We start from the raw sequence: 23,283 nt of genomic DNA, 5'->3' as shown, positions 1-23,283 counted from the left end.
TTCCTTAATGCCCGGCGGGGCAATTGGCGCAACGGTGTTGCTGCTCAAACTGACTAAAGAAATTATTGCCTTTATCATCCACCAGAATGAACGCGGGCAAGTTTTCAACCTCCATCATCCACACTGCTTCCATGCCCAACTCCGGATATTCCAGGCAATGCAGGCTTTTGACATATTCTTGCGCCAGTAACGCCGCTGCACCGCCGATACTTCCCAGATTAAAGCCGCCATGTTTGTGACAGGCATCGGTAACCTGCTGGCTGCGGTTGCCTTTCGATAACATTACCAGACTGCCGCCAGCCGCCTGGAAGGCGTCGACATAACCGTCCATTCGACCGCCCGTGGTGGGCCCAAGAGAACCACAGGCCATATTTTCCGGTGTTTTCGCGGGGCCAGCGTAATAGACGATATGATTTTTCAGGTAATCCGGCATCGGTTCGCCGTTATCCAGTCGTTCTTTTATTTTGGCGTGGGCGATATCACGCGCCACTACGATGGGGCCGCTTAACGACACACGGGTGCCGATCGGTAATGTGGCGAGATCCTGCATTACCTCACGCAATGGACGATTTAGATCAATCTGTACGTTATGCGTGTGATTGTCTTCCCGCATTGATGCTGGAATATATTGCCCCGGATTATGTTCGAGTTTTTCCAGCCAGATGCCGTGCTTGTTAATTTTGGCTTTAATATTACGATCGGCGGAACAGGAGAGTGCCATAGCGATCGGGCAGGAGCCGCCGTGGCGCGGTAGACGAATAACACGAATATCATGAGCGAAATATTTGCCACCAAACTGAGCACCAATGCCAAATTGTTGGCTGGCGTCGAGCAAGGTTTTTTCCAGCTCAACATCGCGGAAGGCTTGTCCCTGCTCGTTTCCGCTGGTGGGCAGATTATCGTAGTATTTTGTCGACGCTAGTTTGGCGACTTTTAACGCCTGATCGGCAGAAAGTCCCCCGACGACAAAGACGATGTGGTAGGGCGGACAGGCGGCAGTTCCCAGCGATTTCATTTTTTCGATTAAAAACGCAGTCAGTTTTTCTGGTTGCAGGAGAGATTTAGTTTCCTGGTAAAGCGCAGCTTTATTGGCGGAGCCACCCCCTTTATTGACACACAGAAAATGGTACTCGTCGCCGGGGACGGCGCTGATATCAATCTGCGCCGGAAGATTGGTTTGTGTATTGACTTCGGTATACATATCCAGTGGCGCATTTTGTGAAAAGCGCAGATTATTTTCCTGGAAAGTGATGTAAATACCTTTGCTTAAGGCTTCGGCGTCATTGCCCCCGGTCCAGATGTGTTGCCCTTTACTGGCGACAATGGTGGCGGTGCCGGTGTCCTGGCAGTTGGGTAATATCCCTTTTGCTGAGACTTCGGCATTGCGCAGTAGCTGCAAGGCCACATATCTGTCATTACTGCTGGCCTGCGGATCGTTCAGAATGCTGGCGACTTGTTGCAGGTGAACGGGACGTAAGAAAAAAGAGGCTTCATAAAATGCCTCCCGGGCAAGCAACGTTAATGCTTCCGGAGCGACTTTTATCACTTCTTCGCCGTCTATTTCCGTTACTGTAATATATTGATCGCTGATTAATTTATATTCCGTTGCGTCTTTATATAGTAAAAACGGTTCTTGCCAGATAAATGGTTTGGACATGATGTGTTCTCACATTGTGGTTATTTTTACCGAATGATAAGGCAGTCTTTTTTCCAGCAGAGATTCGGTATTGACTTAAGTATTTTTTGTTTAATTACGTGTGATTGTTGTATGGTTTTTGGGAGAACGTAGACCACCAGTTATTCCAGCTGTGAAAATCCTGGTAGCATCGTAATCAATTTTATTGATACGTTTAGATAAATGTACCTGACATAATGGAATCTGTGCAGGTACATTTATGGGGTTGATAATCTAAACAGTATTAAATATCAAAATGAATGCTTAATAAAGGTGCGTGCTGCTGCGCACCATAAACATCATTATCGCCTACATTCCCAGAGATAATATCTCGTGGCATGACGATTTTTACTGCATTAGAAGGATCAAACCAGACAATACGATGAATAAAGTTAGGTTCAACATGATATAAGCGCGCAATCAGCTCTGGAGTTAATTGCCCTGATGATTTAACTCGCTCATAGTTTTCTTTCGTTTTAAATAAAATATCTAAAACCAGTTCGTAGGGTCCGGCATTTTTTGAACGAATGACTTGCGCCAGTGAGACAATTGACTGTTTCATGCCTGAACTCCTTCTGGCGTCACCTGTTCAATATGGAAATCAAACCGCAGTGCGTCGTTGGCTTCAATCAGGTGATAGATAGAAAACTCGTATACGGGTCCGCTCTGGATATCAGAAGGGGAGAACGGGAACGCCAGGTTGCCCGCAGTGGCGATGCGATTTTCATAACCGTAGTGCAGCATAGTGGAGCGCACCAGTGAACAAACACTGTTGGCGATTTCTTGCGTCGGCGCGACCACATCCAGGACGATCCCCAGTTCATGTCCGGCAGTTTCCATGGGCTCGTGGTCGCCCATGACACCATTTTTACCGTACAGGTGGAATGTCATTCGAATGCTGTTATCGGTCAGCGACAGGTTGCGCGTTACGCTGGCTTTGACATCTTCAATGATTTTGTCGATCCCGGCGATCATTATTGGGTCGCGAGTGCCTGCGATGGTCAGGCAGCGGAAGCCCACCTGCCGCGCACCTTCCAGTTTCAGGGCATATGGCGTTTCTTCATGCTTAGAACCGCTGACATAAACTTCACCGTCGTTCACGGCTTTGAAGGTGCAGCCTTTCAGATTCAGAACACCACCTGGTCCCGGCAGGAAGTACGGGTCCGATTTCTCATACAGCGTATGCGCGGCTGCGGATGTTTCGGTGAATTTACGCTGCGGATTGAACGTCTTCAGCGTGAAGCCATTATCGTCGATGATGCCCATCGCACAGTCAGAGCCGGAGCCTGGTGTCGCGGCAATTGCTGCACATTCGAGAATTTTCCCACAGTGCAGCGCCAGCCCTTCGTCAAAGCCTTGCATGATGGGTAGCGCTGCAAAGCAGGCCGGATCATAAGCCCGGCCGCCCAGCACCACCTGTGCGCCTTCTTTCAGCGCCCGCTGGAAGGGCTCGATGCCCATTTGCGCGACGATATAGGTACTTTCGTCAATCGCGTCGTGCGTTAACGGCGGGACAAAATCCAGCGCCGTGATTTTGCCGTTATCCAGTGCCTGGTGGACGATGGCTTTGTCAACGTCCGCCGGGATCAGCGCCATCGAAAACGAAAGTTTTTCCTCTTGCGCAATCTCGTGAATAATTTGACGACACCACTCCAAATGCGGGGCTGCGCCAGAACCACCTGCCGTCCCGATCACCACTGGAATATTATTTTGCACGCCAGCGGTGATCATATAGCGTAGATCGCGTTTAACTCCCGCGCGGTCGGTAAAGGGCTTACCCGCCCCCAGATAGTGCGGGCCAGGATCGGAAGAACCGGCATCAACGGCGATCAGATCGGGAGATTCCGCCATCGCTTTGCGGAAGCTCTCTTCAGGGAAGCCGTAACCGAGGATCGCAGTAGGTGATAAGACTTTAAAAGAACGAGCCATCTGTTAATCCTTAGCCAGCATCAGCGCGATAGTACGATTCATTTCGTTGAACACGATGTCGAGGCCCTCGTCAAACCCCATCCCCGGTTTTACCAGCATCCGCATGGGACGCGCGGCAAGAGCTACGTGGACACAAGTTCGGGCGCTGACATCGGTTTCGTTACAGGTGCCACCCTGATAGGCTTCCATTCCGTGGCTGTTGCAGTACAGAACCGCATCGACGATGTTGTGAATACTGCCCAGATCAGGCGTTTTGATTTGCACCATGTGGCAACTGGCTGCATCAGTGAAATCAACGATATCCTGGTAGGTGTTACACCATTCGTCGGCGACAATTTTCACGCCGGAACCGAGGCGCGTCAGCTCTTTGGTGATGGCAGTCAACAGGCGAATTTGGTCAGGTTTGTTACCGGCATCGACCGGGCCTTCAATGTACAGCGGCAGACCTTGTGTTTCTTCTTCCAGGCTGGCGATGTATTGCGCGCAGCGAACGGGATCCATGTCGAAGATCAGACCGATGGTGCCGTATACATCGATGTGCAGCGTAGGGTGGTAGCGAGCGCTGGTACGTTTGCTCAGAATGCGATCTGACAGCCAGCGGATATATTCGCGCAGTTTTTCGCCCTTAAAGCCCAGCTTCTCTTCGACGTTATTAATCAGCGCATGGGGCAGTACGTCGATCCCTTTAAGGATCATCTTATCGACGGCGATATACCGATCGTCGCCGCTCTGACCAAATAAAGGAATGGATTTCGCCACGCGCGGTAACTGCCATTCATCGCAAACTACTTCAGTTTTCAGACGGCCCGTTGCCAGCGCGGTAGCGTCAAGCAGCGCCTGCGATAATCCATAGCGCACGGCGGTATGCAGCAAGTTGCCGTCAATACGCAGCTTGTCGAAAAAACGGGCGTTCGGCACAAACGCATCCACATCGCGGCCTTCCAGTAACGGTTTGATATGGTCATTAAGGAACGGAATAAAATGCTCGGCGAGGAACAGCGGATCGCGACCGCCTGCCCCGGAGTACTGTACCGCAGCACAGTCACCAACCGCGACCGCGCCATTTTCCAGAATCAACTGAACTGAAACGCACTCCCCAGCCTGACGTACTGCGCTAAAACCTGACGTAACCGGCTCCCCGGTATAAAAAAATCCGTCGTGGCCCGCTCCGTTTTTTATCGCCTGCTGGTCATCGAAATAGAATGAGGAGTAGCCAGCGGTGAACAGGGCCTGTTTTATTTTCATTATGGTCTTCCTATTAATTTACTGTGGGATACAGCATTGATGTCATCAACAACCATCTGGAATGTCGGTTGGCGTCCTTCAAAGCGTGCGCGTTCAGCAACGTAATCGTGGTGAAGGTCGAGAATGTCTTTTGGCAACGGAACGGCGCCGGCTTCCAGCACGCGTATCGCGCCAGTGTTGTCGCGAACCGGAAGAATTTTGCCCGCGTTGCAGGCGGCTGGCGCAAACGGCACATCCAGTACGCCCGCTTCAAATGCCAGCACTGTACCGCGCGCGATATCCCCATTCCCCAGTTCGAACACTTTATTCAGCACGGCGCGAACTTCACTCTTAATCAGCTCAACTTCCAGTTCCACCGCAGGACACGGTGGGAATTTCTGATCGCTAACCATATTGAGCATTTGGCGGGAGGCTTTCAGTCCCTGCACGTTGGCGGCAGCGGTAGGGATGCCCCAGGCTTCATGCGGACTCTTGGTGATGACTTTGGTCGCGCCCGACATTCCAGCAACCGCCGCGCCCCAGGAGATAATCGCGAACGCTTTTGACTCGTCTTCCGGAAAACCGCCCATCCACTGGTGGAACACCGTACTTAATTCGTACTCTGCATAGCCATGATTCTGGAAGTATTCGTGAGCGAGTTCCCGCAGAGACTGGATCGCCGCAATATCTTGCGTCAGGCTTCCGACCTGACCATAACCGACGGTGATAGATTTCACGCCCTGTTCCAGTGCCAGCAAGCCTTCGATTATCGCAATAGAGTGCGAGATAAACGGTGGAATCAAGGTACCTGTAAGCGGGCCAAACGGTTCACGGTTGATGCGAATTCCGTGCTCTTCATACAGCCCCATTAAACGGTCGCAGTACTGCCAGTCGCGGATCGATTTTTCCAGCGTTACGCGTTTGGCATACGGAATATTGTAGGAAATGCCGCCGCCTTCATAGCTGGTGAAGCCGCTGGCCATTGAGATTTCAGCCAGCAGCCGCGCATCTGGTGTGCCATGGCGGATCTGTAGCGGTTTTTGCAAGGTTTCGGTCAGACGACGGCATGCTGCGACGCCGTGGTTAACCACCGGTAAACCGTTCAGTTTAGAGGTTCCGGCTTCGATAGATTTTTTAATCCCTACCGCGGCTTCTTCGTAACGATTCAGACGGGTATAGGCATCGATGGTGCTCGGTAGCAAATCGCACTCATCTTGCAGTGTTTTCAGTAGTTCGATGTGCTCGTCCATCAACGCCACGCCTGCGCGCGGTTGGCTAAGCGTTTTACCTTCCAGGTCTGCTTTCAGTAGGGCAAGGGAGAAGCGTTTGTGATCAGGAATAGTTTGTTGATATTTAACGCCATCTTCGAAGTTTTCAACATCCTTGCCAGTTTCCCAGGTTTTCAGTACCTGTTGCCGCTCGGTCATGAATTCGTCATGGGTTAATTTCTTATTTCGAAGTTCCATTGATTGCTACCTTAATTGTTATAGGGTTAAGCATTGAATACTGGTACGCGCGGCGGCCTGCGGATCGACTCTGGCGACGTTTGCCAGCAGTGGAAATAGCCCCCGTGAATCGCGGTAATATTCAAATTCGGTCGGTAAGAGAATGCGTTTGCCGTCGTCGTTTAACTCGCGGTATTTCAACCAACGATGAATATCAAACTGGCTGGCGCGCGACAGCCATCCACCGGAACCAACGACTTTGCGCACGGTGGTCAGGTCGCGTCCCATCTGTAAATCGACATTGCCGACGCAGGTGCAGACCTCTTTTTTGGTGCCGGCATGACGTTCAGTGGCGTAACCTACGCACAGTCCGGCCAGCACAGTATCGAAATATTTTTCTTCTGCGTTAGTGGGTAAATGGTCGGGATGTGCAACCAAATGACGGAGATAATGATAAAAAGCGTCCTGCTGCGTGGGGTGCTGAGAAAAGATCACATTAACTAAGTCTTTTGCGCTTTCACCAACCACCATTGCTGAGACGCGCATCCCCAGATCGCCTTCAACGGTCCGTTTTACGAAGGGTTCCGGTACGCCGTGTAAAACGGTGTCGGGTGAGAGATTATTGGCACAGGCAGAATACATATCGGTGGTTGCGCCGCCCATGTCGATCAGCATGAACTCTTTCCAACGGCTATCGACATTACTGATTGCCTTAACCAGTTCAAAAACTGTCCACGGCGTTGGCATTGGCTCTTCGCCCGTTTCATCAACAATGACATCCAGTCCTTTTCCTTTAACAATGCGTTTGAGGAAAATGTCGCAGATGGCCTGTCGCGCGGCGAAAGGGGAGGGATTTTCAAGGTCAGGCAGGACGTTATCGACGATGGTCAGATCTTTATGCCCGAGGATGTCCTGTATATTGTCCTGAATGTCCCTGTTTCCGGCATAAATAATGGCGCAATCGAGTTTTGATTCCGCCAGCACACGGGCGTTATTTAGCCCGTAACTCTCTTCTCCGCCGTCGGTGCCGCCAGTGAATAAGAGGATATCGGGTGGTGACTCTTCCAGCGCCTGAATATCACGGCGGTTCAGCTTGTAGGAGTAATGCTGCGCAATTTTAGCGCCAGCAGAGTGAGCGGTTACTTTCGCGGATTCCAGGGTAATAGAAGGCACTAATCCCATTGCGGCAACCGCCAGTCCACCTTTGGCTGAAGAAGAGTACTTCAATGCGACTTCGCCGCTTTTTAACAGGGGGAGGGCGTTATCTACGTTTAACACCTGATTCAGGCTTGAGAAAAAACCATCGGCCAGATGATGCGTGGTGGTTGGGGTCAGAACGTGGTTAACCAGCGTTAACGCGTCCCCCTCCCGGGTAAAGAGGGCAGCTTTGGTCCACGTCGATCCAATATCGACAGAGACGATTTGCATCAGATGGCCTCTTCGAAAATACGTGTTTCAACACCATGACGCTGGTTGATATCGTTGGACATCAGCTGGCAGACATCTTCTAAGTCATGGCTGGGGGCGAAGACGCGGTCAAAACCCATCTCTTTGAATTTGATTTCCACGTTAGCGAAGTCATGTTTACCCACCACCAGGTTACCGCCTACATAGAGCAGAATGTCGCCCAGCCCACGTTCGATGCAGCGTTCACGCATGCCCAGACAGTCGATATCCCCATGCCCATAGATAGAGGAAACTACTATCGCGTCAGCGCCAGTTTCAATGGCAGCATCAATATATTCATCCTGGCTGACCATTACGCCCAGGTTTATGACTCTGAAGTCATGAGAAGTAAAAACGCGATCCAGAACTTTATTGCCAACTGCATGGCAGTCGGCACCAATAACGCCAAGCACTAGTGTTGCTTTCTTCATGGGTAATCCTTTGTAAGACAGAGAGTAAAATAAGTTACACACGTCGTATTTATGGCCGTTTCTGTGGCACATGATTAATAACACTGGAGTGTCTGTGTCCTGTCGTCTGGTTGCAATTGATCTATTTTCAAAATATCTTTCGAAAAATGCTTGTTTATGTGATTGCTTTAAATATGACGGTTATTTCAATGGGTTACGTATATGGTTGTTATTGATTTTAATTTTTCAAATTATATTGATTTAATGTGTTGATATATTTGTGATCAACATCTGATTTGCATTTTTTAAGAGGGGACTGGTTATAAAAGTAGTTCATAAAGTTTGGTGCGCATTATTAATGCAATTTACTGCCGTCTTAACATGGAATTGTAACGGTAATGTTTAAAGTAACAAATGGTTAATAACTAATTTGGGGTTGTGCTATTCATTGGGCCTAATTAATCACTTCTACTCAAATGATTATTCTTGAGCAGTGGAACGTATTACTTAGAGTGGGCTGGTGTTCAATAACGTCCAGATATAATACCGTTTCATTGTCTCGTCTTGCTGCTGGGTTAATAAAAATAATTTACATATATCAACACAGGATAAACTTAGTTATTGAATCTCATGTTGTTTGATGTTGGGTCACTGAGCCGTTCATTGAATATAAAAAGGGGAAAAATACTTATATCAGATGTAATTTAGCTTAAAAGCTCTCTTTCCCTTCTTCCTGAATTCAACAAATCCATCCTTCAATGTGATTATTAGCAAAGCAACAATAACATTCCGGGGTAAAGGTTGGTGCTCATAAAGACAACAATCAATTAACTTTGATAAAAATATGTTATGTAAAATGACAACAAATTGGCTAATCTAACCAATTAGTCTTATAAAAAGTGGGTAAGGCGGTTCTGTTAAATAAAATACTGGTTTTTTATCTATGCATTTCCATAGTGGTAATTTTACTGTGCTATTTGGTTACAATAAATTAACAATAAAATTACCAATGATCTATAGATTATACATGGTTAACATATCTGGTTGATTTTGATATAAATCAATTTTTAATTCTTGAAAAAAATCTGCAAAACGCGATAAATTGTCGTAGATCAAATTGGTGGGATGGTGACAATTTCACTATAAATTGATCACTGTCGAAAAATGCAAATTTGCTCAATAAAAACCTGTTTATTGTAAGGATTTTGCGGCGTAATATAATTACGGGATCAATTTGGTTTATTCATTAACATATTTGTAACTTTTTTATCATTGTCTTTCCTCTTTTGATGAAATGGCAACGATAGGGGCGAGCAAATAATTTTGTATTGGGGCATGCGTGTGACCCTTTCTAACGGGGTTCACTCTCGGAGTCTTCATGCGATGAGCAAGGAGTCATGATGTTAGATATAGTCGAACTGTCGCGCTTACAGTTTGCCTTGACCGCGATGTACCACTTCCTTTTTGTGCCGCTGACGCTCGGTATGGCGTTCCTGCTGGCCATTATGGAAACGGTCTACGTCCTTTCCGGCAAACAGATTTATAAAGATATGACCAAGTTCTGGGGCAAGTTGTTTGGTATCAACTTTGCTCTGGGTGTGGCAACCGGTCTGACCATGGAGTTCCAGTTCGGGACTAACTGGTCCTACTATTCCCACTATGTAGGGGATATCTTCGGTGCGCCGCTGGCAATCGAAGGTCTGATGGCCTTCTTCCTCGAATCCACCTTTGTAGGTCTGTTCTTCTTCGGTTGGGATCGTCTGGGTAAAGTTCAGCATATGTGTGTCACCTGGCTGGTGGCGCTCGGTTCAAACCTGTCCGCACTGTGGATTCTGGTTGCGAACGGCTGGATGCAAAACCCAATCGCGTCCGATTTCAATTTCGAAACCATGCGTATGGAGATGGTGAGCTTCTCCGAACTGGTGCTTAACCCGGTTGCTCAGGTGAAATTCGTTCACACTGTAGCCTCTGGTTATGTGACTGGCGCGATGTTCATCCTCGGTATCAGCGCATGGTATATGCTGAAAGGCCGTGACTTCGCCTTCGCTAAACGCTCCTTTGCTATCGCTGCAAGCTTCGGTATGGCTGCCGTTCTGTCTGTTATTGTTCTGGGTGATGAATCCGGTTACGAAATGGGCGACGTGCAGAAAACCAAACTGGCTGCAATTGAAGCCGAGTGGGAAACTCAACCTGCGCCTGCTGCCTTTACTCTGTTCGGTATTCCTGATCAGGATGAGCAGACGAACAAATTTGCGATCCAGATCCCTTACGCGCTGGGCATCATTGCAACGCGTTCCGTGGATACGCCAGTGATCGGCCTGAAAGAGCTGATGGTTCAGCATGAAGAACGCATCCGTAACGGGATGAAAGCGTACTCTCTGCTCGAACAACTGCGTTCTGGTTCTACCGACCAGGCGGTTCGTGACCAGTTCAATAGCATGAAGAAAGACCTCGGTTACGGTCTGCTGCTGAAACGCTATACGCCGAACGTGGCTGATGCGACTGAAGCTCAGATTCAACAGGCAACCAAAGACTCCATTCCGCGTGTAGCGCCGCTGTACTTCGCGTTCCGTATTATGGTGGCGTGTGGCTTCCTGCTGCTGGCAATCATTGCGCTCTCCTTCTGGAGTGTCATCCGCAACCGCATTGGCGAGAAAAAATGGCTGCTGCGCGCCGCGCTGTACGGTATTCCGCTGCCGTGGATTGCTGTAGAAGCGGGCTGGTTCGTGGCTGAATATGGCCGCCAACCGTGGGCTATCGGTGAAGTGCTGCCGACAGCTGTGGCGAACTCGTCACTGACCGCAGGCGATCTCATCTTCTCGATGGTGCTGATTTGCGGCCTGTATACCCTGTTCCTGGTGGCAGAATTGTTCTTAATGTTCAAGTTTGCACGCCTCGGCCCAAGCTGCCTGAAAACCGGTCGCTATCACTTTGAGCAGTCCTCCACGACTACTCAGCCGGCACGCTAAGACAGGAGTCGTCAAATGATCGATTATGAAGTATTGCGTTTTATCTGGTGGCTGCTGGTTGGCATTCTGCTGATTGGTTTTGCAGTCACTGACGGTTTCGACATGGGGGTGGGCATGCTCACCCGTTTCCTCGGTCGTAACGACACCGAGCGTCGAATTATGATTAACTCCATCGCACCACACTGGGACGGTAACCAGGTTTGGCTTATCACCGCAGGCGGCGCACTGTTTGCTGCCTGGCCGATGGTCTATGCCGCTGCGTTCTCCGGCTTCTATGTGGCGATGATCCTTGTGCTGGCGTCTCTGTTCTTCCGTCCGGTCGGTTTTGATTACCGCTCCAAGATTGAAGAAACCCGCTGGCGTAACATGTGGGACTGGGGCATCTTCATTGGTAGCTTCGTTCCGCCGCTGGTGATTGGTGTGGCGTTCGGTAACCTGTTGCAGGGCGTACCGTTTAACGTTGATGAATATCTGCGTCTGTACTACACCGGTAACTTCTTCCAGCTGCTTAACCCATTCGGCCTGCTGGCAGGTGTGGTAAGCGTAGGGATGATCATTACCCAGGGCGCAACCTATCTGCAGATGCGTACCGTGGGCGAACTGCACCTGCGTACCCGTGCAACGGCACAGGTAGCGGCACTGGTGACGCTGGTCTGCTTCGCACTGGCGGGTGTATGGGTGATGTACGGTATCGATGGTTATGTCGTGAAATCGACAATGGACCATTACGCTGCCTCTAACCCGCTGAATAAAGAAGTGGTTCGTGAAGCTGGCGCATGGTTGGTGAACTTCAACAACACGCCGATTCTGTGGGCTATTCCGGCGCTGGGTGTGGTTCTGCCGCTGCTGACCATCCTGACTGCACGTATGGATAAAGCCGCGTGGGCGTTTGTGTTCTCCTCCCTGACGCTGGCCTGCATCATCCTGACTGCCGGTATTGCAATGTTCCCGTTTGTGATGCCGTCCAGCACCATGATGAATGCAAGTCTGACAATGTGGGATGCAACTTCCAGCCAGCTGACGCTTAACGTCATGACCTGGGTTGCGGTGGTTCTGGTTCCGATCATTCTGCTCTACACCGCCTGGTGTTACTGGAAAATGTTCGGACGTATCACCAAAGAAGATATTGAACGTAACACCCACTCTCTGTACTAAGTAAGGAGCTAAAAATGTGGTATTTCGCATGGATTCTGGGAACGCTTCTTGCCTGTTCGTTTGGGGTAATCACCGCGCTGGCGCTTGAGCACGTCGAATCAGGTAAAGCCGGTCAAGAAGACAGCTGATGAGTAAGGTTATCGCAACTTTGTATGCGGTAATGGACAAGCGCCCCCTGCGGGCGCTTTCCTTCGTGATGGCGCTTCTGTTAGCAGGATGTATGTTTTGGGACCCATCACGTTTTGCCGCGAAGACCAGTGAACTGGAAATCTGGCATGGTTTATTGCTGATGTGGGCCGTCTGTGCTGGCGTAATTCACGGCGTGGGTTTTCGTCCGCAGAAGGTTCTCTGGCAAGGGATTTTTTGCCCACTGCTTGCCGATATCGTTCTCATTGTCGGGCTGATTTTCTTCTTCTTTTAAATCAGAATTCTCTTTAAAAATTTATGGACCTTCAACAGTCCATAAATTTTTACGCTCCCTTAACTTGCCCTCATTCCCAAACCTCAATCGCGCGCGTATAGTAGCAGCGTTTAAAAGTTCTAATTTTTGTTGCATTACTGGGATGTAAAGTGAATACAACGCTGTTTCGATGGCCGGTTCGCGTCTACTATGAAGATACCGATGCCGGTGGTGTGGTGTACCACGCCAGTTACATCGCTTTTTATGAAAGAGCACGCACAGAGATGCTGCGTCATCATCACTTCAGTCAACAGGCTCTGATGGCTGAACGCGTTGCCTTCGTGGTGCGTAAGATGACGGTGGAATATTACGCGCCTGCGCGGCTCGACGATATGCTCGAAATACAGACTGAAATAACATCAATGCGTGGCACCTCTTTGGTTTTCACGCAACGTATTGTCAACGCTGAGAATACTCTGCTGAATGAAGCTGAGGTTCTGATTGTTTGCGTTGACCCACTCAAAATGAAGCCTCGTGCGCTTCCCAAGTCTATTGTCGCGGAGTTTAAGCAGTGACTGACATGAATATCCTTGATTTGTTCCTGAAGGCGAGCCTTCTGGTTAAACTTATCATGTTGATTTTGATTGGTTTTTCAATCGCATCCTGGGCCATTATTATCCAGCGGACCCGTATTCTTAACGCCGCGGCTCGCGAAGCCGAAGCGTTTGAGGATAAATTCTGGTCTGGAATCGAACTTTCTCGCCTCTATCAGGAGAGCCAGGGAAAACGAGATAATCTCTCGGGGTCGGAACAAATCTTTTACAGTGGGTTCAAAGAATTTGTGCGCCTGCATCGTGCTAACAGCCATGCACCGGAAGCCGTAGTGGAAGGCGCGTCGCGCGCGATGCGTATTTCCATGAACCGTGAGCTGGAAAATCTGGAAACGCACATTCCGTTTCTCGGTACGGTAGGTTCCATCAGCCCGTATATCGGTCTGTTCGGTACGGTCTGGGGGATCATGCACGCCTTTATCGCGCTCGGCGCGGTGAAACAGGCGACGCTGCAAATGGTTGCACCGGGTATCGCAGAAGCGTTGATCGCCACGGCTATCGGTCTGTTTGCCGCAATCCCTGCGGTTATGGCTTACAACCGTCTGAACCAGCGCGTCAACAAACTGGAGCTGAACTACGACAACTTTATGGAAGAGTTCACCGCCATTCTGCACCGCCAGGCGTTTACCGTTAGCGAGAGCAACAAGGGGTAAGCCATGGCCAGAGCGCGTGGACGAGGTCGTCGCGATCTCAAGTCCGAAATCAACATTGTACCGTTGCTGGACGTACTGCTGGTGCTGTTGCTGATCTTTATGGCGACAGCGCCCATCATCACCCAGAGCGTGGAGGTCGATCTGCCAGACGCTACTGAATCACAGGCGGTGAGCAGTAACGATAATCCGCCTGTGATTGTTGAAGTGTCTGGTATTGGTCAGTACACCGTGGTGGTTGAGAAAGATCGTCTGGAGCGTTTACCACCAGAGCAGGTGGTGGCGGAAATATCCAGCCGTTTCAAGGCCAACCCGAAAACGGTCTTTCTGATCGGTGGCGCAAAAGATGTGCCTTACGATGAAATAATTAAAGCGCTGAACTTGTTACACAGTGCGGGTGTGAAATCGGTTGGTTTAATGACGCAGCCTATTTAAGCATCTGCGTTTCCCTTGCTTTAAGAGAGCGGGTAACAGGCGAACAGTTTTTGGGAACCGAGAGTGTCAAAGGCAACCGAACAAAACGACAAGCTCAAACGGGCGATAATTATTTCAGCAGTGCTGCATGTCATCTTATTTGCAGCGCTGATCTGGAGTTCGTTCGATGAGAATATAGAAGCTTCAGCCGGAGGCGGCGGTGGTTCGTCCATCGATGCTGTAATGGTTGATTCAGGTGCGGTAGTTGAGCAGTACAAACGTATGCAAAGCCAGGAATCAAGCGCGAAGCGTTCTGAAGAGCAGCGCAAGATGAAGGAACAGCAGGCTGCTGAAGAACTGCGTGAGAAACAAGCGGCTGAACAGGAACGCCTGAAGCAGCTTGAGAAAGAACGGTTAGCTGCTCAGGAACAGAAGAAACAGGCTGAAGAAGCCGCTAAACAGGCCGAGTTAAAGCAGAAGCAAGCGGAAGAGGCAGCAGCGAAAGCGGCGGCAGATGCTAAAGCGAAGGCTGAAGCGGAAGCCAAAGCTGCCGAAGAAGCAGCGAAGAAAGCGGCTGCGGACGCGAAGAAAAAAGCAGAAGCAGAAGCCGCCAAAGCCGCAGCCGAAGCGCAGAAAAAAGCCGAGGCCGAAGCCGCCAAAGCTGCAGCGGCGCTGAAGAAGAAAGCGGAAGCGGCAGAAGCTGCTGCAGCTGAAGCAAGAAAGAAAGCGGCAACTGAAGCTGCTGAAAAAGCGAAGGCCGAAGCTGAGCAGAAAGCGGCTGCTGAAAAGGCGGCTGCAGATAAGAAAGCCGCCGCTGAAAAAGCTGCAGCCGACAAAAAAGCAGCAGAAAAAGCGGCTGCTGAAAAGGCAGCAGCTGATAAGAAAGCAGCGGCAGAAAAAGCCGCCGCAGACAAAAAAGCCGCAGCGGCAAAAGCAGCAGCAGAAAAAGCAGCAGCAGAAAAAGCGGCTGCAGCAAAAGCTGCCGCGGAGGCAGATGATATTTTCGGTGAGCTAAGCTCTGGTAAGAATGCACCGAAAACGGGGGGAGGGGCGAAAGGGAACAATGCTTCGCCTGCCGGGAGTGGTAATACTAAAAACAATGGCGCATCAGGCGCAGATATCAATAACTATGCCGGGCAGATTAAATCTGCTATCGAAAGTAAGTTCTATGATGCATCGTCCTATGCAGGTAAAACCTGTACGCTGCGCATAAAATTGGCACCGGATGGCATGTTACTGGATATCAAACCTGAAGGTGGCGATCCCGCTCTTTGTCAGGCTGCGTTGGCAGCAGCTAAACTTGCGAAGATCCCGAAACCACCAAGCCAGGCAGTATATGAAGTGTTCAAGAACGCACCATTGGACTTCAAACCGTAATCGCGATGTTGGTCGTCACGGCGGTCAACATCAGACATCGGTTGTCGCAGGGTTCTGGTAGTTTTGTGTATTTGAGTTTGTTAACATTCTGCTAAATTATCGTGGGCTATCTGTCCAGATAAGGGAGATATGATGAAGCAGGCATTACGAGTAGCATTTGGTTTTCTCATACTGTGGGCGTCAGTTCTGCATGCTGAAGTCCGCATTGTGATCGACAGTGGTGTAGATTCCGGTCGTCCTATTGGTGTCGTTCCATTCCAGTGGGCGGGTCCAGGTGCGGCACCTGAAGATATTGGCGGCATCGTTGCTGCTGACTTGCGTAACAGCGGTAAATTTAATCCGTTAGATCGCGCTCGTCTGCCTCAACAGCCAGGTAGCGCGCAGGAAGTTCAACCTGCTGCATGGTCTGCGCTGGGCATTGACGCTGTCGTTGTAGGTCAGGTCACTCCGAATCCGGACGGTTCTTACAATGTTGCTTATCAGCTGGTTGATACCGGCGGTGCACCGGGTACTGTGCTTGCTCAGAACTCATACAAAGTAAACAAACAATGGCTGCGTTACGCTGGCCATACCGCCAGTGATGAAGTGTTTGAAAAACTGACCGGCATTAAAGGTGCGTTCCGTACCCGTATTGCCTATGTTGTTCAGACCAATGGTGGCCAGTTCCCGTATGAGTTGCGCGTGTCTGACTATGATGGCTACAACCAGTTTGTGGTTCACCGTTCTCCGCAGCCGCTGATGTCTCCGGCGTGGTCACCGGACGGTTCTAAACTGGCATATGTTACCTTCGAAAGCGGTCGTTCTGCGCTGGTAATCCAGACGCTGGCTAACGGTGCAGTGCGTCAGGTTGCTTCCTTCCCGCGTCACAACGGTGCGCCTGCATTCTCGCCGGACGGCAGCAAACTGGCTTTTGCTCTGTCGAAAACTGGTAGCCTGAATCTGTACGTAATGGATTTAGCCTCTGGTCAAATCCGTCAGGTAACAGATGGTCGCAGCAACAACACCGAACCGACCTGGTTCCCGGACAGTCAAAACCTGGCCTTCACCTCTGACCAGGCCGGTCGTCCGCAGGTTTATAAAGTGAATATCAACGGCGGTGCGCCGCAACGTATTACCTGGGAAGGTTCGCAGAACCAGGATGCGGATGTCAGCAGCGACGGTAAATTTATGGTAATGGTTAGCTCCAATGGTGGGCAGCAGCACATTGCCAAACAAGATCTGGTAACGGGAGGCGTACAAGTTCTGTCCTCAACGTTCCTGGATGAAACGCCAAGTCTGGCACCTAACGGCACTATGGTAATCTACAGCTCTTCTCAGGGGATGGGATCCGTGCTGAATTTGGTTTCTACAGATGGGCGTTTCAAAGCGCGTCTTCCGGCAACTGATGGACAGGTCAAATTTCCTGCCTGGTCGCCGTATCTGTGATAATAATTAATTGAATAGTAAAGGAATCATTGAAATGCAACTGAACAAAGTGCTGAAAGGGCTGATGATTGCTCTGCCTGTTATGGCAATTGCGGCATGTTCTTCCAACAAGAACGCCAGCAATGACGGCAGCGAAGGCATGCTGGGTGCCGGCACTGGCATGGATGCGAACGGCGGAAATGGCAACATGTCTTCCGAAGAGCAGGCTCGTCTGCAAATGCAACAGCTGCAGCAGAACAACATCGTTTACTTCGATCTGGACAAATACGATATCCGTTCTGACTTCGCTCAAATGCTGGATGCGCACGCAAACTTCCTGCGTAGCAACCCGTCTTACAAAGTCACCGTAGAAGGTCACGCGGACGAACGTGGTACTCCGGAATACAACATCTCCCTGGGTGAACGTCGTGCGAACGCCGTTAAGATGTACCTGCAGGGTAAAGGCGTTTCTGCAGACCAGATCTCCATCGTTTCTTACGGTAAAGAAAAACCTGCAGTACTGGGTCATGACGAAGCGGCATACTCCAAAAACCGTCGTGCGGTACTGGTTTACTAAGAGAATTGCATGAGCAGTAACTTCAGACATCAACTATTGAGTCTGTCGTTACTGGTTGGTATAGCGGCCCCCTGGGCCGCTTTTGCTCAGGCACCAATCAGTAGTGTCGGCTCAGGCTCGGTCGAAGACCGCGTCACTCAACTTGAGCGTATTTCAAATGCTCACAGCCAGCTTTTGACCCAACTCCAGCAGCAACTCTCTGATAATCAGTCCGATATTGATTCCCTGCGTGGTCAAATTCAGGAAAATCAGTATCAACTGAATCAGGTCGTGGAGCGGCAGAAGCAGATCTTGTTGCAGATCGATAGCCTTAGCAGCGGTGGTGCAGCGGCACAATCAGCCGGCGGCGATCAAAGCGGAGCGGCGGCAACGACGCCAACAGCTGATGCAGGTACTGCGAATGCTGGTGCGCCGGTGAAAAGCGGCGATGCAAACACTGATTACAATGCAGCTATTGCGCTGGTACAGGATAAATCCCGCCAGGATGACGCGATGGTGGCATTTCAGAATTTCATCAAAAATTATCCTGATTCAACTTACCTGCCCAACGCCAATTATTGGCTGGGTCAGTTAAACTACAACAAGGGTAAGAAAGATGATGCGGCGTACTATTTTGCTTCGGTAGTGAAAAACTATCCGAAGTCACCGAAGGCTGCAGATGCGATGTTTAAAGTTGGCGTCATCATGCAGGACAAAGGTGACACCGCGAAAGCAAAAGCCGTGTACCAGCAGGTTATCAGTAAATACCCTGGTACTGATGGTGCTAAACAGGCGCAAAAACGTCTGAACGCCATGTAATGCATAACACGCGACCAGAAGTCGCATTATTTCTGGTCGTGTCGTGCGATTCATAAGCAGTTGAGTGATCTACATCGAAATTTTTGTTGCGCTCAAGTCTGAAATCAGTAATATATGCCGCCGTTGCCACGGGATATCAAACAAACCGAAAGCAACGAAAAAGTGGGTCGTTAGCTCAGTTGGTAGAGCAGTTGACTTTTAATCAATTGGTCGCAGGTTCGAATCCTGCACGACCCACCAATCGCTAAGGTGGAAGCGGTAGTAAAACGTGAAGGATAACGTTGCGTCAGCAACGGCCCGAAGGGCGAGACGAAGTCGAGTCATCCTGCACGACCCACCACTTTAAGTAGTATCCAGCGTAGTATCGGGTGATTAGCTCAGCTGGGAGAGCACCTCCCTTACAAGGAGGGGGTCGGCGGTTCGATCCCGTCATCACCCACCACCGGGTCGTTAGCTCAGTTGGTAGAGCAGTTGACTTTTAATCAATTGGTCGCAGGTTCGAATCCTGCACGACCCACCACTAATTGCGGTGGGTTTGGTGGAAGTAGTTTGTAGTATCCAGCGTAGTATCGGGTGATTAGCTCAGCTGGGAGAGCACCTCCCTTACAAGGAGGGGGTCGGCGGTTCGATCCCGTCATCACCCACCACTCGGGTCGTTAGCTCAGTTGGTAGAGCAGTTGACTTTTAATCAATTGGTCGCAGGTTCGAATCCTGCACGACCCACCAATTTTAACATCAAACTCAGATGTTAAGCGTGAAGGATAACGTTGCGCCAGCAACGGCCCGTAGGGCGAGCGAAGCGAGTCATCCTGCACGACCCACCAATCTTAAAGATTGGATTCGAGTAGAAATCTTTCAGGTAACACCCATATGGGTCGTTAGCTCAGTTGGTAGAGCAGTTGACTTTTAATCAATTGGTCGCAGGTTCGAATCCTGCACGACCCACCATCCTGAATGATTAAAGCAGCATAATCCCGCAAGGGGTCGTTAGCTCAGTTGGTAGAGCAGTTGACTTTTAATCAATTGGTCGCAGGTTCGAATCCTGCACGACCCACCAATGTAAAAAAGCGCCCTAAAGGCGTTTTTTTGCTATCTGCGATACTCAAAGATTCGAACCTGCAGCAGGTTCGAGTTGAGCGCAGCGAAACAACGGAGCCGCTTGCGGCGACGGCCCGAAGGGCGAGCGAAGCGAGTCATCCTGCACGACCCACCAATGTAAAAAAGCGCCCTAAAGGCGCTTTTTTGCTATTCAGGCATCCCACAATTTCAATTTGTAAACCTGATGGCATAGTCAGAGGCTTACTGCGCAAGCAACTCTGTGTCTGCGTCGGTTGAATTAGGCGTAAAATGACGCATCCTGCATATCAGGCGTAATACGTGTGACTTTTCCTCACCATTCGGCTATTTTGTTTAGCATATAAAACAATTGAGGCCGATTGCAGCGGATTGAACGCTTCATGTCGGCATAAACGTTAAGCCTGTAAAACGAGATGGCCAAATGAGCGTGATGTTTGATCCTGAAACGGCGATATATCCTTTTCCACCGAAGCCAACGCCGTTAAGCATTGATGAAAAAGCGTATTATCGCAAGAAAATCAAACGGCTGCTGAAAGAACGTAATGCGGTGATGGTCGCCCACTACTATACCGATCCCGAAATTCAACAGCTGGCTGAAGAAACCGGTGGCTGTATTTCTGATTCTCTGGAAATGGCCCGCTTCGGTGCAAAGCATCCCGCTTCTACGCTGTTAGTCGCTGGGGTGAGATTTATGGGGGAAACCGCCAAAATTCTCAGCCCGGAAAAAACAATTCTGATGCCAACACTTCAGGCTGAATGTTCACTGGATCTCGGATGTCCGATTGAAGAATTCAACGCATTTTGCGATGCCCATCCCGATCGTACTGTCGTTGTCTACGCCAACACTTCTGCTGCGGTAAAAGCGCGTGCAGATTGGGTGGTAACTTCAAGCATTGCCGTCGAACTCATTGATCATCTGGATAGTTTGGGTGAAAAAATTATCTGGGCACCAGACAAACATCTGGGGCGTTACGTGCAAAAACAGACAGGCGCAGACATCTTATGCTGGCAAGGTGCCTGTATCGTTCATGACGAGTTTAAGACTCAGGCGTTAACCCGCTTACAAAAACAGTACCCTGATGCTGCCATACTGGTGCATCCGGAGTCACCACAAGCTATTGTCGATATGGCCGATGCTGTTGGTTCCACAAGTCAGTTGATTAACGCTGCAAAAACATTGCCACATCAGCAGCTGATTGTGGCGACTGACCGGGGCATTTTCTACAAAATGCAGCAGGCCGTGCCAGATAAAGAATTGCTGGAAGCGCCAACCGCAGGCGAGGGCGCTACCTGTCGAAGTTGCGCTCATTGTCCGTGGATGGCAATGAATGGCCTTCAGGCCATCGCAGAGGCGCTGGAACAGGGAGGAAGCAATCACGAGGTTCATGTTGACGAAAATCTGCGAGAGAGGGCGCTGGTGCCGCTCAACCGTATGCTGGATTTTGCGGCTACACTACGTGGATAACTGACAATAAGGCGTCACGCTACGCATTGGGGGAAAGATGGATTTTTTTAGCACACAGAGCATTCTGGTTCATATACCGATCGGTGCTGGCGGTTACGATCTCTCATGGATCGAAGCGGTGGGGACGATCGCTGGGTTACTGTGTATTGGCCTTGCCAGTCTGGAGAAGATCAGCAACTACTTTTTTGGCCTGATCAACGTTACCCTGTTTGGCATTATTTTCTTTCAGATTCAGCTGTATGCCAGCCTGCTGTTACAGGTGTTTTTCTTTGCCGCTAACATTTATGGCTGGTATGCCTGGTCGCGACAAACCAGTCAACATGAAGCTGAGTTAAAAATTCGCTGGTTGCCATTGCCGAAGGCGCTAAGCTGGTTGGCGGTTTGCGTGGTTTCGATTGGTCTGATGACGGTATTTATCAATCCGATGTTTGCATTTTTGACCCGCGTGGCAGTCACGATTATGCAAGCATTGGGTTTGCAGGTAGTGATGCCAGAATTGCAACCGGACGCCTTCCCATTCTGGGACTCCTGCATGATGGTACTCTCCATCGTGGCAATGATCCTGATGACGCGTAAATACGTCGAAAACTGGTTATTGTGGGTCATCATTAACGTGATTAGCGTGGTGATTTTCGCCTTGCAGGGCGTCTATGCCATGTCGCTGGAGTATCTGATCCTGACCTTTATTGCCCTCAACGGCAGCCGGATGTGGATCAACAGCGCACGCGAAAGAGGTTCACGCGCGCTGTCCCATTAATGGTGATGATGTGAATGGCCAGACACCCCTTCATTCAGGTGGCAGTCTGGCCCATGACAAGGTTGATATTCCATCTGGATGGTGGCGTGCTCAATCTGATAGTGATCCATCAGATAGTGTTGGATCTGATCTAACAAGGCATCGTGATCGTGTGGCGGGATCACCTGCACATGCAGCGTCATCACTGGCTTTTCGCCCACCATCCACACATGTACATGGTGCACATTGCGGACTTCCGGGATTTCCCGGCACATGCGGCGTTTCATTTCAGCAATATCCAGCGAAACGGGCGCACCTTCAAGTAATTCATTCACGCTGTCTTTCAATAATCGCCACGCGCTGCGTAGAACCAGAAGCGACACGAGTATCGAGAGAATGGGGTCCGCAGGTGTCCAGCCGGTCCAGATAATTATCAACGCGGCGACGATAGCACCAACGGAACCCAGCAGGTCCCCAAGCACATGCAGTGCCGCTGCTCGCACGTTGAGGTTTTTCTCTTCACTACCGTGATGAAGTAACCAGAAAGAAAGTATATTTGCCAGCAATCCCGCCACGGCAATCGCCATCATCATACCGCCTTCAACCGGACGCGGCGTGCGGAAACGTTCTATTGCCTCCCAGACAATCAAAATCGTAATCACCACCAGGGCGATGGCATTCACAAACGCCGCGAGCGTGGTCAATCTTAGCCAACCGAAAGTGTGGCGAATGGTGGGAGGACGACGTGAAAATTGCACTGCGAGTAGGGCGAAAAGCAGGGCGGCAGTATCGGTCAACATATGTCCGGCATCAGCCAGCAATGCCAGAGAACCGGAAAGAAAACCGCCAATGACTTCTACCAGCATAAACCCGGCAGTTACGCCGAAAGCATACAACAAGCGACGAGCATTATTATCTTCTGGTAGGTGTGGGGAAGTGTGTGAGTGCGCCATGACGAGTCATCCCTTAATTTATCTCACTTAACTTTATGACATCATACTTCTTTTAGAAGGGAAAAATTAAAAAGGAGAGCCTCCGCTCTCCCATTATCAGCCATATATCCTGGCTTACTGCGTAGTACCGTCGGTTTTGGTATCGACATCATTATTGATGCCATCACCGGTTTGTACCTTTTTATTGATGTCCGGGCAGCGACCATCTTTGCACATGGTGTTTTTGTGCTCTTCATCTTTGGTCATGCCGTCATTATTCATGGATGAACCATTCGGGTGCAGCATCGTCCCGCCCGAGTTGGTATTAACCCCGTTATTGTCGACGTTATTTGGCGCGACATTTTCACGGGCGTCAGGGGCTACCTGGCCCGCATCAGCTGCGGCGTTTGCCTGGCCGTTATTGGTTTGCGCCCCGCTATCGGCAGCCAGTGCGGCACCGCTGGCAAGGCTCAGAGTGGCAGTCAGAAATAGTGTGGCCAGTTTTGTCATTTTCATAGGATGCTCCTGTTATGGGCGTTATGTCGGATAACCTCTTCCAACAGTGCATTTGCAGGTGAATATCAGGCAA

22 protein-coding genes, 7 tRNA genes and 1 other RNA gene are annotated in these 23,283 nt (G+C 50.0%); 21 read left to right on the top strand and 9 right to left on the bottom strand.

Features of this window, described 5'->3' with window-relative positions; genetic code table 11:
- Window positions 1–4: 4 nt before the first annotated feature.
- From FEK50_RS15210 to glmS, 7 genes are all read right to left on the bottom strand, one after another.
- On the bottom strand, window positions 5–1,657 hold the full coding sequence (locus FEK50_RS15210) for a class I fumarate hydratase (protein ID WP_131161675.1): 1,653 nt from the start codon (window positions 1,655–1,657) through the stop codon (window positions 5–7).
- 262 nt (window positions 1,658–1,919) lie between these two features.
- On the bottom strand, window positions 1,920–2,237 hold the full coding sequence (locus FEK50_RS15205; RefSeq protein WP_130209894.1) for a DUF4387 domain-containing protein: 318 nt from the start codon (window positions 2,235–2,237) through the stop codon (window positions 1,920–1,922).
- Window positions 2,234–3,604: an acyclic terpene utilization AtuA family protein gene (locus FEK50_RS15200; protein WP_131161676.1), complete on the bottom strand. Its 1,371-nt coding sequence runs from the start codon at window positions 3,602–3,604 to the stop codon at window positions 2,234–2,236. Before FEK50_RS15200 ends, FEK50_RS15205 begins: the two co-directional genes overlap by 4 nt.
- Before the next feature lie 3 nt (window positions 3,605–3,607).
- Window positions 3,608–4,849, bottom strand: coding sequence for a methylaspartate ammonia-lyase (locus tag FEK50_RS15195; protein WP_130209898.1), 1,242 nt, complete (start codon window positions 4,847–4,849; stop codon window positions 3,608–3,610).
- Entirely contained in the window at window positions 4,849–6,294 is a 1,446-nt protein-coding gene (locus FEK50_RS15190; protein WP_130209900.1) for a methylaspartate mutase subunit E, read from the bottom strand. Before FEK50_RS15190 ends, FEK50_RS15195 begins: the two co-directional genes overlap by 1 nt.
- 18 nt (window positions 6,295–6,312) lie before the next feature.
- Window positions 6,313–7,701: a methylaspartate mutase accessory protein GlmL gene (gene glmL, locus FEK50_RS15185; RefSeq protein WP_131161677.1), complete on the bottom strand. Its 1,389-nt coding sequence runs from the start codon at window positions 7,699–7,701 to the stop codon at window positions 6,313–6,315.
- Window positions 7,701–8,150 (bottom strand): methylaspartate mutase subunit S, encoded by a 450-nt coding sequence (gene glmS / locus FEK50_RS15180; RefSeq protein ID WP_131161678.1) that lies wholly within the window; start codon window positions 8,148–8,150, stop codon window positions 7,701–7,703. Before glmS ends, glmL begins: the two co-directional genes overlap by 1 nt.
- Window positions 8,151–9,529: 1,379 nt before the next feature.
- On the opposite strand from glmS, the gene cydA reads away from it, so the two are divergent.
- The 21 genes from cydA to pnuC all read left to right on the top strand — a co-directional run bounded on the left by cydA (window position 9,530) and on the right by pnuC (window position 21,783).
- Window positions 9,530–11,098, top strand: coding sequence for a cytochrome ubiquinol oxidase subunit I (gene cydA / locus FEK50_RS15175; protein ID WP_131161695.1), 1,569 nt, complete (start codon window positions 9,530–9,532; stop codon window positions 11,096–11,098).
- A 15-nt stretch (window positions 11,099–11,113) separates the two neighbouring features.
- The gene (gene cydB / locus FEK50_RS15170; protein ID WP_000568264.1) at window positions 11,114–12,253 is read left to right on the top strand and encodes a cytochrome d ubiquinol oxidase subunit II; all 1,140 of its coding nucleotides are present in this window, start codon (window positions 11,114–11,116) and stop codon (window positions 12,251–12,253) included.
- Window positions 12,254–12,267: 14 nt separating this feature from the next.
- Entirely contained in the window at window positions 12,268–12,381 is a 114-nt protein-coding gene (gene cydX / locus FEK50_RS15165) for a cytochrome bd-I oxidase subunit CydX (RefSeq protein ID WP_000270283.1), read from the top strand.
- The gene (gene ybgE / locus FEK50_RS15160) at window positions 12,381–12,674 is read left to right on the top strand and encodes a cyd operon protein YbgE (protein ID WP_063096546.1); all 294 of its coding nucleotides are present in this window, start codon (window positions 12,381–12,383) and stop codon (window positions 12,672–12,674) included. The genes cydX and ybgE overlap by 1 nt, the downstream gene beginning before the upstream one ends.
- Window positions 12,675–12,823: 149 nt before the next feature.
- Window positions 12,824–13,228, top strand: a complete 405-nt coding sequence (gene ybgC, locus FEK50_RS15155; RefSeq protein ID WP_001098372.1) for a tol-pal system-associated acyl-CoA thioesterase — start codon at window positions 12,824–12,826, stop codon at window positions 13,226–13,228.
- Window positions 13,225–13,917 (top strand): Tol-Pal system protein TolQ, encoded by a 693-nt coding sequence (gene tolQ / locus FEK50_RS15150; protein WP_000131310.1) that lies wholly within the window; start codon window positions 13,225–13,227, stop codon window positions 13,915–13,917. The genes ybgC and tolQ overlap by 4 nt, the downstream gene beginning before the upstream one ends.
- A 3-nt stretch (window positions 13,918–13,920) precedes the next feature.
- Window positions 13,921–14,349 (top strand): colicin uptake protein TolR, encoded by a 429-nt coding sequence (gene tolR / locus FEK50_RS15145; RefSeq protein ID WP_000090096.1) that lies wholly within the window; start codon window positions 13,921–13,923, stop codon window positions 14,347–14,349.
- A 63-nt stretch (window positions 14,350–14,412) separates the two neighbouring features.
- Window positions 14,413–15,705, top strand: coding sequence for a cell envelope integrity protein TolA (gene tolA, locus FEK50_RS15140; RefSeq protein WP_131161679.1), 1,293 nt, complete (start codon window positions 14,413–14,415; stop codon window positions 15,703–15,705).
- A 132-nt stretch (window positions 15,706–15,837) separates the two neighbouring features.
- Window positions 15,838–17,130: a Tol-Pal system beta propeller repeat protein TolB gene (tolB, locus tag FEK50_RS15135; protein WP_010352214.1), complete on the top strand. Its 1,293-nt coding sequence runs from the start codon at window positions 15,838–15,840 to the stop codon at window positions 17,128–17,130.
- Window positions 17,131–17,164: 34 nt separating this feature from the next.
- A complete protein-coding gene (pal, locus tag FEK50_RS15130) occupies window positions 17,165–17,686 on the top strand; it encodes a peptidoglycan-associated lipoprotein Pal (protein WP_001295306.1) in 522 nt (173 codons plus the stop codon).
- Between the two features lie 9 nt (window positions 17,687–17,695).
- Entirely contained in the window at window positions 17,696–18,484 is a 789-nt protein-coding gene (gene cpoB / locus FEK50_RS15125; protein ID WP_130209908.1) for a cell division protein CpoB, read from the top strand.
- A 164-nt stretch (window positions 18,485–18,648) separates the two neighbouring features.
- Window positions 18,649–18,724 (top strand) — tRNA-Lys (locus FEK50_RS15120).
- A 126-nt stretch (window positions 18,725–18,850) separates the two neighbouring features.
- A tRNA-Val gene (locus tag FEK50_RS15115) sits at window positions 18,851–18,926 on the top strand.
- A gap of 2 nt (window positions 18,927–18,928) precedes the next feature.
- Window positions 18,929–19,004, top strand: a tRNA-Lys gene (locus tag FEK50_RS15110).
- Between the two features lie 51 nt (window positions 19,005–19,055).
- Window positions 19,056–19,131: transfer RNA gene (locus FEK50_RS15105), tRNA-Val, on the top strand.
- Between the two features lie 3 nt (window positions 19,132–19,134).
- A tRNA-Lys gene (locus tag FEK50_RS15100) sits at window positions 19,135–19,210 on the top strand.
- Between the two features lie 146 nt (window positions 19,211–19,356).
- Window positions 19,357–19,432, top strand: a tRNA-Lys gene (locus FEK50_RS15095).
- A gap of 33 nt (window positions 19,433–19,465) precedes the next feature.
- Window positions 19,466–19,541: transfer RNA gene (locus FEK50_RS15090), tRNA-Lys, on the top strand.
- 24 nt (window positions 19,542–19,565) lie between these two features.
- Window positions 19,566–19,697, top strand: a non-coding RNA gene (locus FEK50_RS15085) — RtT sRNA.
- A gap of 285 nt (window positions 19,698–19,982) precedes the next feature.
- Entirely contained in the window at window positions 19,983–21,026 is a 1,044-nt protein-coding gene (nadA, locus tag FEK50_RS15080) for a quinolinate synthase NadA (protein ID WP_131161680.1), read from the top strand.
- Between the two features lie 37 nt (window positions 21,027–21,063).
- A complete protein-coding gene (pnuC, locus tag FEK50_RS15075) occupies window positions 21,064–21,783 on the top strand; it encodes a nicotinamide riboside transporter PnuC (RefSeq protein WP_131161681.1) in 720 nt (239 codons plus the stop codon).
- On the opposite strand, the gene zitB is transcribed toward pnuC, so the two are convergent.
- A complete protein-coding gene (zitB, locus tag FEK50_RS15070; protein WP_130214939.1) occupies window positions 21,780–22,715 on the bottom strand; it encodes a CDF family zinc transporter ZitB in 936 nt (311 codons plus the stop codon). The genes pnuC and zitB overlap by 4 nt on opposite strands.
- A 114-nt stretch (window positions 22,716–22,829) precedes the next feature.
- Window positions 22,830–23,210, bottom strand: coding sequence for a YbgS-like family protein (locus FEK50_RS15065; protein WP_064530615.1), 381 nt, complete (start codon window positions 23,208–23,210; stop codon window positions 22,830–22,832).
- Window positions 23,211–23,283 lie beyond the last annotated feature (73 nt).

This window comes from Escherichia sp. E2586 (genome assembly GCF_005781105.1).
Lineage (GTDB): Bacteria > Pseudomonadota > Gammaproteobacteria > Enterobacterales > Enterobacteriaceae > Escherichia.
Note: the sequence above shows the minus strand (reverse complement) of the source record. Positions and strands in the feature narration are given on the sequence as shown.

Bases quoted from the DNA above. Each gene is read 5' to 3' on its own strand.
- ybgE (WP_063096546.1), top strand. From the start codon at position 12,381: ATGAGTAAGGTTATCGCAACTTTGTATGCGGTAATGGACAAGCGCCCC.
- pnuC (WP_131161681.1), top strand. From the start codon at position 21,064: ATGGATTTTTTTAGCACACAGAGCATTCTGGTTCATATACCGATCGGT.
- glmL (WP_131161677.1), bottom strand. From the start codon at position 7,701: ATGCAAATCGTCTCTGTCGATATTGGATCGACGTGGACCAAAGCTGCC.
- glmS (WP_131161678.1), bottom strand. From the start codon at position 8,150: ATGAAGAAAGCAACACTAGTGCTTGGCGTTATTGGTGCCGACTGCCAT.
- cydB (WP_000568264.1), top strand. From the start codon at position 11,114: ATGATCGATTATGAAGTATTGCGTTTTATCTGGTGGCTGCTGGTTGGC.
- FEK50_RS15065 (WP_064530615.1), bottom strand. From the start codon at position 23,210: ATGAAAATGACAAAACTGGCCACACTATTTCTGACTGCCACTCTGAGC.
- cydA (WP_131161695.1), top strand. From the start codon at position 9,530: ATGTTAGATATAGTCGAACTGTCGCGCTTACAGTTTGCCTTGACCGCG.
- nadA (WP_131161680.1), top strand. From the start codon at position 19,983: ATGAGCGTGATGTTTGATCCTGAAACGGCGATATATCCTTTTCCACCG.
- FEK50_RS15200 (WP_131161676.1), bottom strand. From the start codon at position 3,604: ATGGCTCGTTCTTTTAAAGTCTTATCACCTACTGCGATCCTCGGTTAC.
- FEK50_RS15205 (WP_130209894.1), bottom strand. From the start codon at position 2,237: ATGAAACAGTCAATTGTCTCACTGGCGCAAGTCATTCGTTCAAAAAAT.
- FEK50_RS15195 (WP_130209898.1), bottom strand. From the start codon at position 4,849: ATGAAAATAAAACAGGCCCTGTTCACCGCTGGCTACTCCTCATTCTAT.
- pal (WP_001295306.1), top strand. From the start codon at position 17,165: ATGCAACTGAACAAAGTGCTGAAAGGGCTGATGATTGCTCTGCCTGTT.
- zitB (WP_130214939.1), bottom strand. From the start codon at position 22,715: ATGGCGCACTCACACACTTCCCCACACCTACCAGAAGATAATAATGCT.
- tolB (WP_010352214.1), top strand. From the start codon at position 15,838: ATGAAGCAGGCATTACGAGTAGCATTTGGTTTTCTCATACTGTGGGCG.
- tolR (WP_000090096.1), top strand. From the start codon at position 13,921: ATGGCCAGAGCGCGTGGACGAGGTCGTCGCGATCTCAAGTCCGAAATC.
- cpoB (WP_130209908.1), top strand. From the start codon at position 17,696: ATGAGCAGTAACTTCAGACATCAACTATTGAGTCTGTCGTTACTGGTT.
- cydX (WP_000270283.1), top strand. From the start codon at position 12,268: ATGTGGTATTTCGCATGGATTCTGGGAACGCTTCTTGCCTGTTCGTTT.
- FEK50_RS15210 (WP_131161675.1), bottom strand. From the start codon at position 1,657: ATGTCCAAACCATTTATCTGGCAAGAACCGTTTTTACTATATAAAGAC.
- FEK50_RS15190 (WP_130209900.1), bottom strand. From the start codon at position 6,294: ATGGAACTTCGAAATAAGAAATTAACCCATGACGAATTCATGACCGAG.